Consider the following 16,287-nt stretch of genomic DNA (forward strand, 5'->3'; position numbering starts at 1 on the left):
GATTAATTTCGCATCGAGCGGTTGTCAAGCTCTATGACTCAAGTCACTTGCAGCTAAGCGGCCGGACGATGCAGCCTGCTGACCAATCGCCAGCTGCCCGGCAAAAGCATCGCTGCCAGGACGATCTTATAGAGGTCCCCGATTAAAAATGGCCACATTCCCAATGTGACAGCCTGCCCCCAGTCCACTTGCATCACCCATTTCAGCCAAGGGACACCCACTGCTAAGATGGCGAGGTTACCCGAAAGGACCATCACTAAAGCGGAACCCAGTCGCTTTCCATAACCCCGGTCGGCCATCCATCCGACAATAGCGGCCGCCGCAACAAATCCCGCCAAATACCCTCCCGTGGGTCCGAGCAGCCGGGCGAACCCCCAGGTGGCTCCCGGGGCGAATACCGGCAGTCCCGCCAATCCCTGGGCGAGATAGAGCAGTTGAACTGAAATTGCCATCCGCATCCCGAGGAGTCCTGAAAGCAGGAGAACCGCCAGGGTCTGGCCCGTCACTGGAACCGGCGTAAATGGCAGCGGCAAGGACAACCGGGATGACAGGGCCATCAACCCGCTGCAGCCGAGTACGAGGAGCCCCTTCGTCAGTAAATTGACCTCTGGAAATACAAATTCGAAGAAGTTATTTCGCCGCAAAGTCAAGGTGGGGGTCATGAGAACCTCAAAGAATATCGCGAGACTTCGATTATCAACCATCCATTGAGACAAACTCGAAATTTTGCCACTCTGTGGTGAGCTAGCCCTCTTCACCCTTCAAGGAAGGAATCCGGATGATAGACCGAGGTCCTTGAATTTGCAACGGCTTTTCGGAGAAGCAGATGTCAGTGACCAGTGGCCAGTGGCTCATCTGAAACTTTGAACCTTGAACTTGGAACTTTGAACTCTTTCCTCTTACAAGAAGATCTTCAACGCTGTCTCCCGCAGGATCTTTCTCTTGGCTTCGACAGATATGGGCAGTTGCTTGAACTGGTCCAGCACAACCTTCATCGATGGGACGCCCGGGCCGGGCCAGTCGCTGCCATAGACCGTCTTGTTCGCAATTTCTTCAAGGCGTGGAAAATATTCCAGCAACTTCAACGGAGGGATTCCGGATACCTCCAGGAAAACGTTTTCAAACCGGCGCACCAGGAAAAAGGCTTCGTTCATATAGAGGGGCCGGCCTCCATGGGCAAGCAGGATCTTGAGCCGGGGAAAATCGTTGGCCACATCGTCGATATCCATCGGATTGGAGTATTTGTTCCGGGCCCCGGGAAAGATGGAAGTTCCCGTATGAATGGTGACGGGGACGCCAAAGGCCTCTGCTTTAGCGTAGATTGTCCGGAGCCTGTCCCCCTCACGAGCGTAGTCATTGGCATGCATCAGCTGGTGCGGCGGATGGATTTTAATGGCGCGCACTCCCAGTTTCCCGCAGACATAATCCATCTCCGCGGCAACATTCTCGGTGAAGCGCGGATGAACGGAACCGAACGGAATGAGGCGGTCGGGAAAACCCCGGCAATAACTGGCAACCCACTCATTGACCTCCCGGGTGAATCCCAGCAGATCAGGACTGACATAATTGATCAGACCCGCCTTCTCAATCCCGGCCTCATCCATCAGTTCAATGAATCGGCGGGGCTCACGACAGCAGGCCAGGGCCTCGTCAAATCCCTTCTGGGTCCGCCGCATGGTCTCGAGCATCTCCGGCTTCAGCATGCGCCAATCGGTGATGTGGACGTGAAGGTCAATAGCGAGTAAATCCATAATTTTCAACTTCCTTTAACAATCAAAACTCCAAATCCCAATATCCAAAATCCAAATAAATTCCAAATTCCAGTGTCCAAATTCCAAACAAGCTCCCAGTGCCAAGCGCCAATGAGCCCAGCGAGTTTCTTTCTTGGAATTTGGTCTTTGGAGTTTATTTGGATTTTGGATATTGGAATTTGGGGTTTTCTTATCAAGAGTGCTCATTTGCTCGAAAATGCCACGGCCAACCGATCGGCGAGGCGTGGGGCGAGGTGTTGAACGGCAGCGAGGAGCCATCCGGCCCGGGGAATGACGATCTCCCTTTTGTGTGTCCAGACCCCCCGAACGACCGCCCGGGCGACGTCGTCAGGCGACAGGGCTCCCGCCGACCAGGACGAGTTTTGAACCGCTTTGTATTTAATGGCGTTGGGTTGGAACTCCGTCCGGACGCGGCCGGGACATACCGTGAGCACATCCACATGCTTCTCTTTCAACTCCATGCGCAGGGCATTCGAAATTGAATTCAATGCGTGTTTGGTGGCGCAATAAGCGCCCATCCACGGAAAATCCACCTTTCCCAAAATCGAAGAGATGTTGACAATGACTCCTCTCCCCTGTCTCTCGAAATGCGGCATCGCGGATTGAACGGCCCATACCGGGGCCCAGAAATTGAGATTCATGACCTGCTCAAAGTCCTCGGTGGGGACGGTCGCCAGCGGAGCATAGAGGCCCCGCCCCGCGTTGTTCACCAGCACATCCAGGCGTCTAAAATGTGATGCCGTAGTGTCGACCGCCGCTTTCAAGGCCTCTCGTTGGGTGATGTCGCACGGCAGCGCAAGGGCCTCCACGCCGAGATCGCGCAGTTGTCCGGACAGCGCAGTCAACCGAGGGGCATCGCGCGCGACGGCAGCGACGTGGGCCCCTTCCCTTGCGAATTCGATCGCAAGCGCGCGTCCGATCCCGGACGAAGCGCCAGTGATGAATACCACTTTATTCTTAAACTTCATCGTAGGATCTCCTCATCGGATCGCACCACGCGGTTCGTCCGATCCCCGGCTTCCCGGCCCCGGTGGAAGGTTTGCAGACCTCTATCCGCAGCACGAGTGGGAGATTGAATGGGGTATCGTATGAAATCTTCAGGGGATTTGAAAGGAAAACCTGTGCACGGCTTCCTGTGAATTTCGCGCCTTCATGCGAGCTCAACAGAGTCGCCGTGCAGACTGAAATCGGGCCTAGCCCTCCACCTCTTTCGGTGAGGTCTGTTTCTTCGCCTTGGGCTTTTTGTTGACAGCGCCGAAGCTGGCAAGGGCCGCCTCTTCGTTATCAAAAACTTCAAAGACCTTGTCCAGCCGGGTGATCTTCAACACCTCGTACACGCGGGGGTTCGGCTTGAGGAGCTTGAAGGAGCCTCCCTCCTTGGACACGCCTGCCTGACTGCTGACCAAAAACCCGATCCCCGTGGAATCGACAAAGGGGACCTTGCTCATGTCCACCAGGATATTCCCCATCCCCATATTGAGGACGTCTTTCACTTTATCCTTCAAATAGACCGATTCGCCGCCCACTATAAACTTTCCCTCCAGCCGCAATACACAAATCTCTCCCACCACCTGCAAAGTAATCTTCAAAGGTCGGTCCTCCGAGAAAAATCGTTCAAGACGTCAGACGGGATAACCAAATTACTCTGCCCACCCGTCCCCGGTCAAGTATTTCCTGCAATAAGACAAGCCCTGCCTCAAGCCCGCCCCGAAAGTCAAGGTGGAATGGCCCCCGGACTCGCCGGAGCACAGGCCGGATACACCTCCCTCCCAGCGGACTTGCCGGAAGTCACCTCGGGGTTCCATTCCTCAGAGGGGATTTGGGACTCATTGTCGCTCCCCCCTCATTTCTCTCGCCCTCAACTCAAAGGTCCTTCCGAGTCTCATTTTTTCTTAAACTGCTTCATCATGGCATCGCAGTCTTTCTTCAGTTGAGCAGCTGCGTCGATCTTCTTCTTATCCCCTTTGGCTTTGAGCAGGTCGAGGCTTTCGGTGACCGTCGTATTGGTCCGATCGCAGAACATTCTAAAATTGGTCAGTTCATTCAACTGGAGCCGGTCAAACAAGACATCCTGCTCATGGAGAATCTTCGCGATGGCCAACAGGAATTCCCCTGTATCGACGGAGATCGGGCCCGCGGCAAACAGCGTTTTGGCTTTGGCCCGATCATCCGCCACTCCGGCCAGTTGCGTCAGCACGGTGAGCACCCCGTTCTTCAACTCCTCTTCCTCGTCCTTGCTTCGGTCCTCCTCGGCGATCGGCAGACCCTTTTTTACCTTTTCCAGGAAGATACGCGGCCCCGCCTCGATCTGCGGATAAACCCCCTGGTAGGATACGGGTTTGGTCTTATCCATTTTCTTGGAATAGGCATCGAACCCTTCCACGAAATTCAGGATATAGGCTTTCTGCCGCCGGTAGTAGTCAAAGGCGGTATTTCGAAAGTCATTCTTAATCCGCACATCGCGTGTCATCATTCTGCCGTCAGCGTAGGTCTTTCCAAGCTGGCGGCAGCCTTCCGCCAACCCTCCATATATGGTCATCTGCATCAACGCCGCGCTGCCGGCGAGTTCATGGTTGGGAGTGTCGCGCAGGATTTTCGCGGTGTATTCAAGGGCTTTGTCATATTTTGCTATTGAGAAATTCTGTTTCGCCAGTTCAAATCGTCCTTCTGGCGTGGCTGGATTCGGCTGATTCGAAGTACCGGAACATGAAATTAAAAAGACAATGAACAATAGATTGATTACCAGGATGCATGCCCGCTTCTCGGCAAAAGGTTTCTCCAATTTCATCTTCGCCTCCAAAACACTTCGCGTTTGTCCTCAAGGTTGAAAATGCTTTTCCAGATAGCATGGGATTGACGATCTAGGCAACCGCTCCAGCCAATCGGATGCAGGGATTAGACGGAGGGTTCAAATCCTGTTTCCGGCCTGTTCATTCCATCCAAGGCAATCGAGGTGGAGTCCTTCAGAGACTTGTGTCGATTGACTCCACCAACCTCTTGGCCTGAGCCCCTTTGGTATCCTTCAAATGACTGATGTACTTGTCAATTCGCTCGAGGGCACTGCGGACAGCCGCCTCGTCCTCCGCGGCCGCGAGTTGCTTGTAGTGATCCCCAATCTCACTCAACGAACCGGAAAGCAGGTTGAGATAGGTCAGGGCCTCCTTGTCATGATAGTGCTTCTCGAACTCCTCGAGACTTTCCCCCTTCACCGTTTTCAAAAGTGCCTGCATGGATTCCTGGTAAGACTTCAAAATCTGGAAGTGAGTGGGACAGCATTCGTTCTTAACCGCTGAATAGAGTTGGAGCGAGAAACAAAGCAGAGCACAGACACCGATGAAAAGGACCAATCGTTTCATGGATACCTCCAGGTGGGACTCGCGCATTCAGGAGTGCCTCCGCACTCGCTCTCCCAAGACGTGGTCTTATTATGAACTTTTCCGCAAGGAAAGTCGAGTGGAGGATAGGTGTCAGGTTCCTGGTGTCAGGTGTCAGGAAAGGCCATTAAAGACTCGCGATGTGACCAGGAAATGCTTCCTTTCTCTGACTTCAGGCCTCGCCATCAGTTCCAAGGTATCCGAATTCGTCTTTCCGACACCTGAAACCCGACACCTGGCACCTCTCATAGCTTAAACGGATCGTACCGATAGGCGGGACATTGTTCCGCGCGCGTTTTGCCCCCACAGACGTGAAATTTCTGACGCTCTTCGATGGAAATCTCGACCGCATTACAAAAATCCGGCTCCTTGCCCAGATAAGGGTCGTCTTTGAAATGCCCTCGTCGAAATTCCTTCACGTGATGCGCGCAGTGCTCGCAGGAATACACTTGAGTCGCTACTTCAGCCATGATCAGTCCGACATCCTTTTCCAGAAGAATTGATCCTTAGCAGGAACAGAAAAGACCATATCCCTACACCAATTAAACCGCCTTCCTCTCCGGAATCTCCAATCGCCAGGGATCCATGGAGGGGCAAACAGTCTAGCAGAATTGCGCAGTGCTCCGCATGAATTATTTGGGTCTTCCGGGAATCTGCGGGCGTCAGTGAAGGCAAAGTGTGTGCGAGGTGTTGTCCGCGGGCGCTGCTCTGAGCTATTGCGGGCCGACCTTCACGCGAAATGGCTCCTCGCAACTCCGCGGCTGCCATCGAGATTTCAAAGTGGGCCTCCGGGGTTTAAGGACGGTTGGGCTCGCCCTAAAATCAAGCCTGCCCAGGAACGACTCAGACCGTCCCCTGCCGATCCGAACCTCGCATTTCAGCCCTTGGGATCTCTTACCATTACTTTCCATTGCTCCTCATCGAAGCCGAGATACAACTTCTTTCCGATCTGCACAATCGGACGCCTAATGAGATTGGGTTCCTGGACCATTAATTTCAGCGCCTCGTCAAATGCAGGCGGGGCGGTCTTCATATTCATCTTTCGAAACAACTCGTTCCTCGGATTCAGAAACAGCCGGTAATCCCGCTCGCCGATCAGTTCCCGCAGCTCTTCTGTGGAGAGCGGCTGTTTCCCCAAGTCGCGTTCAACCCTTTGCGCCTTCCTGTTTTGCAAGAAACTTCTTGCTTTTCGGCAGGTGGTTCAAGTCGACTTGAAGTAGAAGGTCATCTTTGCCATCGCATCCTCCAGGTCCGCGTGATTGAATGGTCGCCGACCTTGACCAGCCCCTCATGGTAGGCGAATTCATCCCCGGGGGCAAGTGAGGGCGGCCGGATCCCTTGGACTCTCCCCGCTCCGGCCGAATCGATTCTCATTTTCAAACCTCAATAAACTGTGTTAAATTTCTAGCCCTTTACGCGAAGCAGGGCTGGCATGAGCACCCGAGCGACTCAGGCATCCACCACAAAAAACCGCCGCCTTTACATCGATTGGATGCGGGGCCTGGCCTGCCTGTTGATGTTTCAAACCCACGTCTATGATTCCTGGCTCTCGCCTTCAGCGCGCACCGGCATCTTCTTCGGGCTGTCCCAGCGGATCGGCGGCATGCCTGCTCCCATGTTCTTGTTCCTGGCGGGAGTTTCCATGGCCCTGCTCACGCAGTCCTTACGAAAGAAGGGACTGACCGTTGGAGCGAAGATGGAAACCACGCTGAGGCGGGGCTTCAGGATTTTCCTGCTCGGCCTTGCGTTCCGGGCCCAGGAATTCATCCTCGGACTTCCCTGGGCGCCGTGGAAGGACTTGCTCCGCGTCGATATCCTCAACACCATCGGATTGTCGCTCATGCTGATGGGGCTGGTGATTTCCATCTCCAGCACACGGAAGCAGGACTACTTATTGACCGGCCTGGCGACGCTGGCAGTGGCGCTGGCCACTCCCCTGATCTGGTATGGCTCCTATCCCTCCTGGATCCCTTCTCTCTTCACAGACTATTTGCACGGGGGGCGCCGTCCGTGGTTCTTCCCGGTCTTTCCCTGGGTGGGATTTGCCTTCGCGGGGCTCTTTGTCGGGACCCTGATTATTTCCACCAATGAGAAATTCAAGGAATCGACGCTGACTCTCTGGTTCACGGCGGGCGGAGTGGTTTCGATCGCGGCGGGGATGATCATGGACCGTCTGCCGGTCCAACTTTATCCGGTGTACGACTACTGGCACACTTCACCCAATTTCTTTGCGGTGAAGTTTGGGGTCTTGTTGTTGATGGTGGCGTTTTCCTACTGGTGGTGTGAATGGGTGGGGCACCGTGGGTTCAGTTGGGTCGCCCAAATCGGTCAAACTTCATTGCTCGTGTATTGGGTGCACATCCCCTTTGTTTATGGAAGGTTCAAGTACTTCTCTCACGACCTCTCCATCGGGGCAGCGAGCGTCGGCCTGGCGGCTGTCGCTGCATCCATGCTGCTGCTTTCGGTCCTGAAGACGCGTTACCGCGACACCGCCAGGAGCTGGGTCACGGCCACCAGGGCAAGACTAGGTGTCGCAATTCTTTAAATTCCTTTTGCTCCTTTTCGCTTGGCGGCTTCAGTTCCGCTTTTCCGGTCAGAAAGGCGCTCTCATATCCCAGCGCCATGTAATAAATCGCCTTGTCGAAAAACTGGCTGACTCGATCGATTAATTCCAGGGCCTGAAACAGCTCGATGGCGTTGTCCCCAATCCCAGACCCTTTCACCTCTTTCCAAAGGTTCTCCTTCACCAGGATCAATGCGAAAATCACCTCATGCAGAGGCACTCCCTGTTCTGCGCGGCGCTCTCCAATGCCAAAGTTCTTCTTTCGGATTTCATCATCAGTCTTTTGCATGATGCAGTCGGAGAGATGTCGATAGATTTCATAGGCCCGGTCGTGCAACTCTTCCCGGGGGATGTTCTTGCAGAAAATCTGCGTGCGGGGATGTTCGTTAACAGCCTTAAGAAGACGGTCGGCCAGGACGTCAGCATTCTTCTCAATCAGACGGACGAGTTTGAGCGCGATCATGGGGCCTCCTTTCGGGAGGGCTCAGCAGGTAATCGTTTCAATGAACAAATTCTCCTTTCTTGGCCTCAATTATAAACCCTTGGGTCAGGCCAAATCAATGCGATGAATTCCAACACTCCTCGCCCCACCGCCTCATCACGTCCTCATTCAATCCGATGGGAGATAGAATTCATCTTCCCGGAGGGCCCCCACGCTTGTTTGCCCAGGTGAACCAGGAGAACTCAAGTCTCAGGTCAAAGAGCCCACCTGCAAGGCCTGGTTCGAACGGTGTGATCAACCGCAGTCCACCCATGAGCGTTGGGACCGGACTCCTCCTCAGTGGTAGGGAACGCACAATTTGAATTCCCCGTCACAGACGAAGGCCACGGACTCGATCGGTTGGTCGCTGCTGAGCACCATGCTCCCTCTCCAATCCTTCTTGTAATCCCCAATCTGAAACTGGGTCGCTTCACCGGGCTGAAGGGTCATTTCATCGGCCGTCCATTTCTTCCCGGAGTAGTCCAGCATGTCGCAGATGACCTTGGCTTCCGCTGTCCCAATATTTCGAATAAAGATTCCAGTCTTGTTGGAGAGGGAGTCCACAACGAACGGATAACGCGCTTTCTCCGTCAGACCAGACGGCTTTATCGGGCCCTCAGTCACGACGAAGACGGGAATATTCGGATTGGCGACGAGCGCCGGGGTGTTGAAGACGTGAACATCGACATAACCTATATCATCCTTGTTCAGGGTGGCTTTGGACAGATCCAGGGCCACCGTGAAGGTCAATTTCATGGGCGTGGGCATCTGTGGAAGAGGGCAGGCAACCTGGTTGTCAATGAACTGGCAGGAGAGGGAGGTAACGCCCGACCAAACGGGATTCACGGTCATGATCGAGACCTTGGTGAGGGGCGGGAAAAGCAACACCATCAGTGCGTTGGATGGGGGAATGAACACGCTGGTCGTCTCGACCTCGATCGGGTCGAGAACCACCACTTGCCCCGCAGTGGCCGCAACACTCGAAGCTCTGACCGTAAACTGGTTCTGGGCGGTCAGGAGACCTGTCAAAAGGAGAAATGCAAGACAAAAATAGAGTCCTCTTTTCATAAAGCGCTCCTTAGGTGAAATGACTGAGTTTAGACCACAAGTTACATCAAATCGGATTTAGGACCTGGAAATTTGGGTGGCACTCCTCACGAAAGCCCCGGCATGGGCTGTGGTCTTCAGCGGGATAAGTCAACCTCACACAAGTTGGATATCAGGATTTGGGGAGCCCGCTTACTAGACACTTTCAACAAGCCTGCCACAAAAAAGGTCCCGGGCGAACAGTTCAACTGCGTATAGTTAACCACTATCGCCCCTCCAAAACAATAGAATTCTTGGAAGCTGTCGAGACTCTTTGATTATGATCTCACTTGGACTCTTTAGAAATGTCCTCTAGAGTAGGGCCTCCGAGGAGTCGATGCGACGGGGCATTTACTGATGAGCGAGAAAGAGCGATGGCAGGCAGTGGAGTTGAAGCAGATGAAAGAGAGGAAGAAATCGATCCTCCGTGGCAGGATGCTCCGCGTTTGCTGCGAGGCGAGAGTGGGGGCAGCGGTGAGAGAAACCGTGATAGCCCCGCTGGCGGGGCACTCTGGTGGGGCCAGGATGGGAACAGAATCAGACCAGGCCCGGAGGGCTCAGAGAATGTAGCCCCACCTGATGCTCCGCGTTCTTTGCGGAGCGAGGGTGGGGTAGCGAGGAGAGAAAATATGAGAGCCCCGCTGGCGGAGCGAAAGAATCCTCCGAGACGGGCAAAATAATTCCCTGCTCTCATCATCTCTCCCGTGTATCCTCTCCGTATCGCCTTTCACAGCTCAATGCCGAATTGGCAACCATGGTGGGACTCTTTCCTTATTTACGTGGTCTTCTCAATTGGTACGCGTATATCTGGGCGTAAGGGGAATCCTGTCGCCCCGCAAGCGGGGCTGGGGTTTCTTCCCCGCATTCTGACCCCACCCTCCCTTCGCAAAGAACGCGAAGGTCAGGTGGGGCTACATTCTTCGGGCCCTCCGGGCCTAACGTACCCCTTTAAATTCGTGAACGAGCTTCTATGAGGGGGATATCCTTTGAATCTGCGTACCGTTATCGGTTGGAAGCTTCCTGGGTATCGGAGGTGTCCCTCTTTTTAGCGCGAAGGTATTTGCCGAAAACACCATTCCAGGGCGGAATCACAATGGACACTGCGCCGTAAGCCTGGGCCTGGCAGGCCAGGCGGATGAGGGGCTTCGGCTCATCGCTATCAATGTATCCGAATTCTCTGATCTGTTTTGATTCCCGGGGACCGACCGCAGAGAGTTTTTCCGCCCCCGCGAGGATTCCGACCCAGCATGATCCACAGGTCGCGGCACGGCACTCGACCGGGATTGGACCTTCATCGGGAACACAGCGGGGATCGAGCGATCGATAGTCCCTCTTGTCGTTGGCTGCCGCCGTGGTAATCTGCTGAGAGGAAATCAATTTGAACTTCGCGCCTTTGTCGTTTTCGTTGAACGTGACGGTATACTCTTTTGCCTCACCGCGGAGAAAACCGAACAAGCCCTGGGAATCATCCCGCGCCCGCGCCTTTAGAATCTTCCCCGGTTTCCTTTTGAGATGCCTCGGGCCGATCTGGACCGCTCCGGGCGCGGCACGGAAGGCGTCCATGCCCACTTGCTGCAAGGTCATGAAAGCGACCGCGGTGATCCCGATGAGGAAAGATTCGTGGACCTTGACGCGTAGCGAAACATCTCGCGCGACATCGATGATCTGGGCCGCCAGTTCCAGGCTCTCGGGGGGTCTGCTGTCCTCGGCAAAGCCTTCCACTGCCTTCTTCACCTGTGGCCAGTATCGGTGGCCATAAAAGAATGCATGGGACGAATCGATCTGGTCTTTCAATTCATTCCGCCCCGCCAACAAAAGCCTCTTGGCCAATTCGCCGGGGTTCTCTGCCTGTTGCATAGCTTGATGCAGCGAGAGCGGAAAAAACCTGAACCAGATCTGGGTGGCGGTTTTGTCGACAGGGTGAATTGAAGGTAGAAGCGCGGAAACAACCTCAGACCACGCCTCTTCATCATGTTGATTCAAGAAGGCATCAAACAAGGGTTCGCTCTGTGTGTTCATGGTTATGGGCCGGATTTTTCTTTTTCGTGTCTCTCCATCTTGAAGCGCGGATTCTCCGCCCCGGGCCTTTACCTTGAGAGCTGCGTTCTCCCCTCGGCCGGGTAAGGGGCCGGAAATATTCCTCAGCGCGCTTTCTTCAACAGGGCAATCTGCCCCGCGTGATAAAGGTTATGTTGGACGGCACCGTGAAGCATAACATAGACGGTGTACCCCTTTCCAGCCACTGTTTCCTCAAGCCGCGCGTCCTCCAATTGGGAGATTTTCTGGCGCAAGCCCTGGTAACTGCCCTCCAGATCTTCGAGACACTTGGTCCATGCCTGTTTGCCGGTATCCCGGACCGCCGGCCAGTCCTCCTCAGGCGGCAGATCGGCGACGACCTCGCCTTCAAGCCGCCGCCGTACGACCTGCATCCAGGCGGATAGATGCAGCACGATTTCCCAGATGCTGTGCAATCCGCGAATAGGTTTGATGGCCGCCTTTTGGGCGGTGACTTCCGAAAGGATTTCTTTGAGCGCCGGCCCGTGCCAGGCATCCCCTTCAAACGCCCGTCTTAATTGATCGTCAATCCTCGATGTCTCAGTCATGCATCCCTCCTGTTTCCACATTCACCACGGCGACACAAATATGGCAGGAGCGTGCTAGGATATGCCAAATTTTCATCCGGAGGCCCTATGACTCTCCCTCGTAGATTGTTGGTTGCGGTGATCGTTTCCATCATATCAGGAATGGTGCCGACTCATGCAAGTGATAATTCAGCGGTCAAGCCGGCCCCCCGGGCAGCCCCTTCCCGGGATGCAAACGTCACCGCGTGGACACTGGCTAACGGTCTCGCGGTTGTTCACATCCGGAAGCCCTCTTCGAAAGTGCTGGCTTCGATTGTCACGATTAACGTCGGCTCCAAGGATGAAAAAAGTGAGACCAGCGGACTCTCGCATCTGCTCGAGCACATGGTCTTCGACGGGACACAGCGGCGCAGCCGGGCTGAGATTAACGAGGGCTCCAAACGCTATGGAGGGTACGTCAACGCCACTACGCGGGCTGGATTCACGTGCTACCTCTCCATCTTCCCGTCCGAGTTCGCGGAGCTGTCACTTGACCTCCAGGGTGACATGCTCTTTCATTCCACGATTCCCTCGCAGGAACTGGAAAAGGAGCGCAAGGTTGTCATCGAGGAAATGAAGAAAGACCGCGATTCACCGGTCACCCGGGCCGCCGAATTCCACGACGAGCTGCTTTTTCAAGGGACAGCCTATGCCCGGCCCGTGCTGGGTTTTGAGCAGACCATCGCGTCGGTCCCCCGGTCGACGGTCCTCACCTACTATCAGCAGCACTATGTTCCCTCACGCATGAAAGCGATGATCATCAGCCCATTCCCGGCCTCCGAAGTCAAAAAGTGGATGGATAAGACATTTGGGACGGCCGGTTCTCCCGGCGCATCCGTGAAAGGAGCATCCCGGTGGACTTTTCCCACAGCCGGGGCGCCGCAGTACAAGGAAGAAGAGGTGCCCGCGGCCTACCTCGAGATATCCCTGCCCGCTCCAGCACTGGGGGACTCCGATTACTTCGCCTATGACCTGCTGTCGCGCTATCTCGCGGAGGGAGGGGCTTCCCCACTCCAACGGGCCCTCCGCATGGTGCGTCCGCCGCTGGTCGATAGCGTGAGCGCGGATTTGAACACGGAGGATACATTCTCAATCTGGAAAATTTCCATGGTCACACAACCCGGCCAGATTCCCGATGTGCTTGAAAGCTTGCGTCGCACCCTGCAAACCCTCGCCACCACCGGAATCCCTGCAGAGGAGATGCCCCGACTCCAGCGCCAGGTGCTTTCACAGGAAGCCATCCTGTCGGAGCAGGCCATGTACTACGGATTCCTCAAGGCGCCTTATATGAATGCCAAAGGGTACTCATTCGTCGCCACCTATCCCGAGCGGCTTCGCGGCGTCACACCTGAGGCGGTGCGAAGAGTGGCAGAAAAATACTTCGCTAACCCGGTCTTCTTCATAACCGCCCTTGTTCCCAAGGGCAAGATTCCTCCTATCGAACCTGCAGGCGACGCCCATGCGTGGAAAAAGGAAACACTGCCCAACGGCGTGACGCTGATTGCGAAAGGGAGTGACGAATCCGATGTTTTTGCGATGAGCCTGTTCACGCGCCAGCGCTCCGCCCTCGAACCGCAGGATCTGGAAGGGATTTCTGATTTCGTTCAGCGCATGCTGCTCAAAGGCACAGCTTCCCGAAGCGAGGAGGCCATTCAAAAGGAACTGGACGATCTTTCGGCCCAAATTCAATTTGTCGACAACCCGTTCATTCCTTATGACGATGCCTGGACCACAAACCGCTTCAACTTCTTCCGCCTGGAAGCGCTGGATGAACTGCGGGGCCGTGCACTGGACTTGATGGGCGATGTGATTGCCAATGCCAACTTTCCCGACGCGCAAGTCGCCAAGGTGCGCGAGGAAATCGTCCGGCTTCAAACGCGGGAGGCCGACAATTCCTCGAAACGAGCCGTCCAGCGCCTCCATAATCTGCTCTTGGCTTCAACCCCGTACAGCCGGACGATTCTTGGAAGCGAGGGATCCATCCGAAAGATCAACCGCGAGTCGCTGATCGAACACTATAGACACATGTACGCCCCCTCCAATCTGGTGGTGATTGCCGCAGGCAAGGGAACTACCGCTGGGGTCCTGCGCGATCTCAGGTCGCGCTTCGAGAGTCTGAAGGGGGACGGTGTAAACCTTTCTGTGACACCTCCGACGCCTCGCACCAACTTTCTCTCGGAGAAAATTACCGTCAACAAGCAGCAGACCCAGATTGCAGCCGGGACGCTGGCGGCCGGTTGGAATTCACCGGATGCGGCTGCCCTGCGCGTGTTGAATTCCGTCCTTTCGGAGCGGCTGGCGGTGGATCTGCGAGAAAAGCAGGGACTGGCTTACTCCGTAGGTTCGGATCTACAGCAGGAACGCGACTACGGTTGGATCGAAGTTCGGATGGGCACGCGTGCCGAGGCCGCTGAACAAGCCCGCGAGGGGTTGCTGGCCGTGGTGCGTAAACTGGCGGGCGGCGAGATCTCGGCCGAGGAGCGCGAGCGGGCGATCAACGGCATGTGGGGCAGCCTCTTGCGCCAACGGTTGTCACGCATCGGCCAGACTTTCTATCGCGGGATCGACGAAGTCCGCGGCTCGGGTTATGACGCCGAAGATCGATTATTGGCGTCATTGAAAGCCGTCACCCTGGAAGACCTGAGACGCGTCGCGGGCGAGGCCTTGAATACCAATCGCTGGGTCATGGTGTCAGTGGGAAAGAATTGAAGCTTTGGTAGCCCCGCCTGCGTTTTTTGCCGGCGGGGGCTCTTGGGCGAGGTTGGCAGAAGAAAACATGATCAAAGAGGTGGGACTCAGACATTGGCAATTTCAAGAATTAAGCATGAAGAAAAACACCTTGGGTTAGACTCGTCGAGGGACCAACTCCGAGACAAAATTTCAAATGAGAAGGTCTGTCACCGCAAATTCTAGACCCCTAGCAATGGAGAAGATGACGAGCTGGATTAAATTCGTGCGGATGCACGGAGCCCGACTCCTGCTGCTTGGCGTTCTTCTCACCGCTTGCTGGTTTATCGCGATCAAAGCGTTTGAAGGGTTGTTTATTTATCTGTTTGCGATTAGCGACTCGGTTAGTCGGACACGGATAATGGTTAATCGTCACCCGAACGTTTTCAGAATTATCCTACGTCCTGGCCTGATGCCGATTGCGTTTGACCAGCGGTTCCAGAGCCTGAGGGCCTAGCAGGAAGTTGTTCAACCGCGTCGTTCCCGGTGTCTAATCCCAGATCAAGGACTGTATGCGCCAAGAAATCCAGTTTCGTAAGGTATTACCCATCGCGCAGACGATTCTGGCCTTGCTCTTTGCCGGGTTGGGTCTTTGGCAGCGGAACCAGATCCTAAGTCACTCATGGTTTGGATGGAACTCCACCGCACGGTTTCACGTTTGGCCATGGCCATTCAAATATGCGGTGGTGTCAAATACACCTGCATTTCTGGCGGGCATGCTCCTTTCCTGGCCCGTCGATTCTTTGTGGCCGAGACTCCCCGAACCGATTCAAATCTCGCTCGCACTCCCCTTCATCCCGATCCTCTGGTATTGGGTCGGTTCGCGACTGGATCGAAAGTGGGGCGCTGTGGAGGGCACGAGGATATCGCGACGCCGTAGCCGATGGGTATTCATTTTGATCTTCACATTAGTCTGCATGATGGGGGCCTATCTCCCATCTCGGTACTTGGGCTACGTGGGGTACCTGTATTACGGCATAGTTGTCTGGGTAGCTACGCCTCTCATCCTGCACCGTTTCTCAACAATTCGCCCGGACGGTTCATTAATAAACTGAAGCTCGCCTGCGTCCTTATGGATGATTGATGTGAAAATAAAAGGGGCCACACCTGGACATAGGACAGAAACGCAGAGAGCGAAGGGCGATTCCCTAAGCCGATTGACAAGAATGTGGAAGGCAACGCTGAAATACAAAATGCAAAGACACGACCCCAAAAAATTATGGATCCCATAAAACAAGCTGATGGAATCATTCAATTCATGAATCAAAACGATTTCCTGATGAGGAATTATGTGGGATTTGTCACTTTAGGAGAAGCCGCGAGCGTTAATCGCTATTTTGATACAGGAAACCAAGTATCTTTCAAGCTTCTGCGCGATGCACACGACAAAGTAGTTGAACGACTCAATACAGTGAGGGCGTACTATATCAATGCCACTGTGAAGGGTAGTGCTGTTGTAGAAGAGGATTCAGAATTGCTTTTGGGTATTCAGGCTGCAGACATTTCGGTAGGAATTGCATCGCGAATTTATGAGAGGCATCCTAAAAGCAGAATCGACGGAGCAAAAGCCGTTAAGGATGTATTCACAAGGGTGTTACTTAATGATCATTGGCTTTAACATGATATTCGCTCGACTTCCCGCAATGCGAAGCATAGCCTTTTT

16 protein-coding genes are annotated in these 16,287 nt (G+C 54.6%); 4 read left to right on the plus strand and 12 right to left on the minus strand.

What is annotated here, in order from left to right; translation table 11 throughout:
• Positions 1-53: 53 nt before the first annotated feature.
• The 8 genes from LAO21_11460 to LAO21_11495 form a co-directional block, all read right to left on the minus strand.
• Positions 54-662 (minus strand): biotin transporter BioY, encoded by a 609-nt coding sequence (locus LAO21_11460; GenBank protein MBZ5553329.1) that lies wholly within the window; start codon positions 660-662, stop codon positions 54-56.
• Positions 663-899: 237 nt separating this feature from the next.
• Positions 900-1,751: an amidohydrolase family protein gene (locus LAO21_11465; GenBank protein ID MBZ5553330.1), complete on the minus strand. Its 852-nt coding sequence runs from the start codon at positions 1,749-1,751 to the stop codon at positions 900-902.
• A 203-nt stretch (positions 1,752-1,954) separates the two neighbouring features.
• Entirely contained in the window at positions 1,955-2,740 is a 786-nt protein-coding gene (locus tag LAO21_11470) for an SDR family oxidoreductase (protein MBZ5553331.1), read from the minus strand.
• Between the two features lie 225 nt (positions 2,741-2,965).
• A complete protein-coding gene (locus LAO21_11475) occupies positions 2,966-3,361 on the minus strand; it encodes an STAS domain-containing protein (GenBank protein ID MBZ5553332.1) in 396 nt (131 codons plus the stop codon).
• 293 nt (positions 3,362-3,654) lie between these two features.
• Positions 3,655-4,560: a hypothetical protein gene (locus LAO21_11480; protein MBZ5553333.1), complete on the minus strand. Its 906-nt coding sequence runs from the start codon at positions 4,558-4,560 to the stop codon at positions 3,655-3,657.
• 175 nt (positions 4,561-4,735) lie between these two features.
• Positions 4,736-5,128, minus strand: coding sequence for a hypothetical protein (locus LAO21_11485; GenBank protein MBZ5553334.1), 393 nt, complete (start codon positions 5,126-5,128; stop codon positions 4,736-4,738).
• Positions 5,129-5,391: 263 nt separating this feature from the next.
• The gene (locus LAO21_11490; protein MBZ5553335.1) at positions 5,392-5,616 is read right to left on the minus strand and encodes a hypothetical protein; all 225 of its coding nucleotides are present in this window, start codon (positions 5,614-5,616) and stop codon (positions 5,392-5,394) included.
• 407 nt (positions 5,617-6,023) lie between these two features.
• Entirely contained in the window at positions 6,024-6,320 is a 297-nt protein-coding gene (locus tag LAO21_11495; protein ID MBZ5553336.1) for a hypothetical protein, read from the minus strand.
• 258 nt (positions 6,321-6,578) lie between these two features.
• On the opposite strand from LAO21_11495, the gene LAO21_11500 reads away from it, so the two are divergent.
• Positions 6,579-7,691 (plus strand): DUF1624 domain-containing protein, encoded by a 1,113-nt coding sequence (locus LAO21_11500; protein ID MBZ5553337.1) that lies wholly within the window; start codon positions 6,579-6,581, stop codon positions 7,689-7,691.
• Here the strand turns inward: LAO21_11500 and LAO21_11505 are convergent.
• The 4 genes from LAO21_11505 to LAO21_11520 all read right to left on the minus strand — a co-directional run bounded on the left by LAO21_11505 (position 7,651) and on the right by LAO21_11520 (position 11,879).
• Entirely contained in the window at positions 7,651-8,172 is a 522-nt protein-coding gene (locus LAO21_11505) for a hypothetical protein (GenBank protein MBZ5553338.1), read from the minus strand. The genes LAO21_11500 and LAO21_11505 overlap by 41 nt on opposite strands.
• A 315-nt stretch (positions 8,173-8,487) precedes the next feature.
• The gene (locus tag LAO21_11510; protein ID MBZ5553339.1) at positions 8,488-9,258 is read right to left on the minus strand and encodes a hypothetical protein; all 771 of its coding nucleotides are present in this window, start codon (positions 9,256-9,258) and stop codon (positions 8,488-8,490) included.
• A 1,020-nt stretch (positions 9,259-10,278) separates the two neighbouring features.
• Positions 10,279-11,295, minus strand: coding sequence for a 2Fe-2S iron-sulfur cluster binding domain-containing protein (locus tag LAO21_11515; protein MBZ5553340.1), 1,017 nt, complete (start codon positions 11,293-11,295; stop codon positions 10,279-10,281).
• Positions 11,296-11,417: 122 nt separating this feature from the next.
• The gene (locus tag LAO21_11520) at positions 11,418-11,879 is read right to left on the minus strand and encodes a DinB family protein (GenBank protein MBZ5553341.1); all 462 of its coding nucleotides are present in this window, start codon (positions 11,877-11,879) and stop codon (positions 11,418-11,420) included.
• Between the two features lie 87 nt (positions 11,880-11,966).
• On the opposite strand from LAO21_11520, the gene LAO21_11525 reads away from it, so the two are divergent.
• The 3 genes from LAO21_11525 to LAO21_11535 all read left to right on the plus strand — a co-directional run bounded on the left by LAO21_11525 (position 11,967) and on the right by LAO21_11535 (position 16,242).
• The gene (locus tag LAO21_11525; protein ID MBZ5553342.1) at positions 11,967-14,606 is read left to right on the plus strand and encodes an insulinase family protein; all 2,640 of its coding nucleotides are present in this window, start codon (positions 11,967-11,969) and stop codon (positions 14,604-14,606) included.
• A 530-nt stretch (positions 14,607-15,136) separates the two neighbouring features.
• A complete protein-coding gene (locus LAO21_11530; protein ID MBZ5553343.1) occupies positions 15,137-15,679 on the plus strand; it encodes a hypothetical protein in 543 nt (180 codons plus the stop codon).
• Between the two features lie 203 nt (positions 15,680-15,882).
• Positions 15,883-16,242: a hypothetical protein gene (locus LAO21_11535; protein ID MBZ5553344.1), complete on the plus strand. Its 360-nt coding sequence runs from the start codon at positions 15,883-15,885 to the stop codon at positions 16,240-16,242.
• Positions 16,243-16,287 lie beyond the last annotated feature (45 nt).

Source organism: Terriglobia bacterium (genome assembly GCA_020073085.1).
GTDB lineage: Bacteria > Acidobacteriota > Terriglobia > JAIQFV01 > JAIQFV01 > JAIQFV01.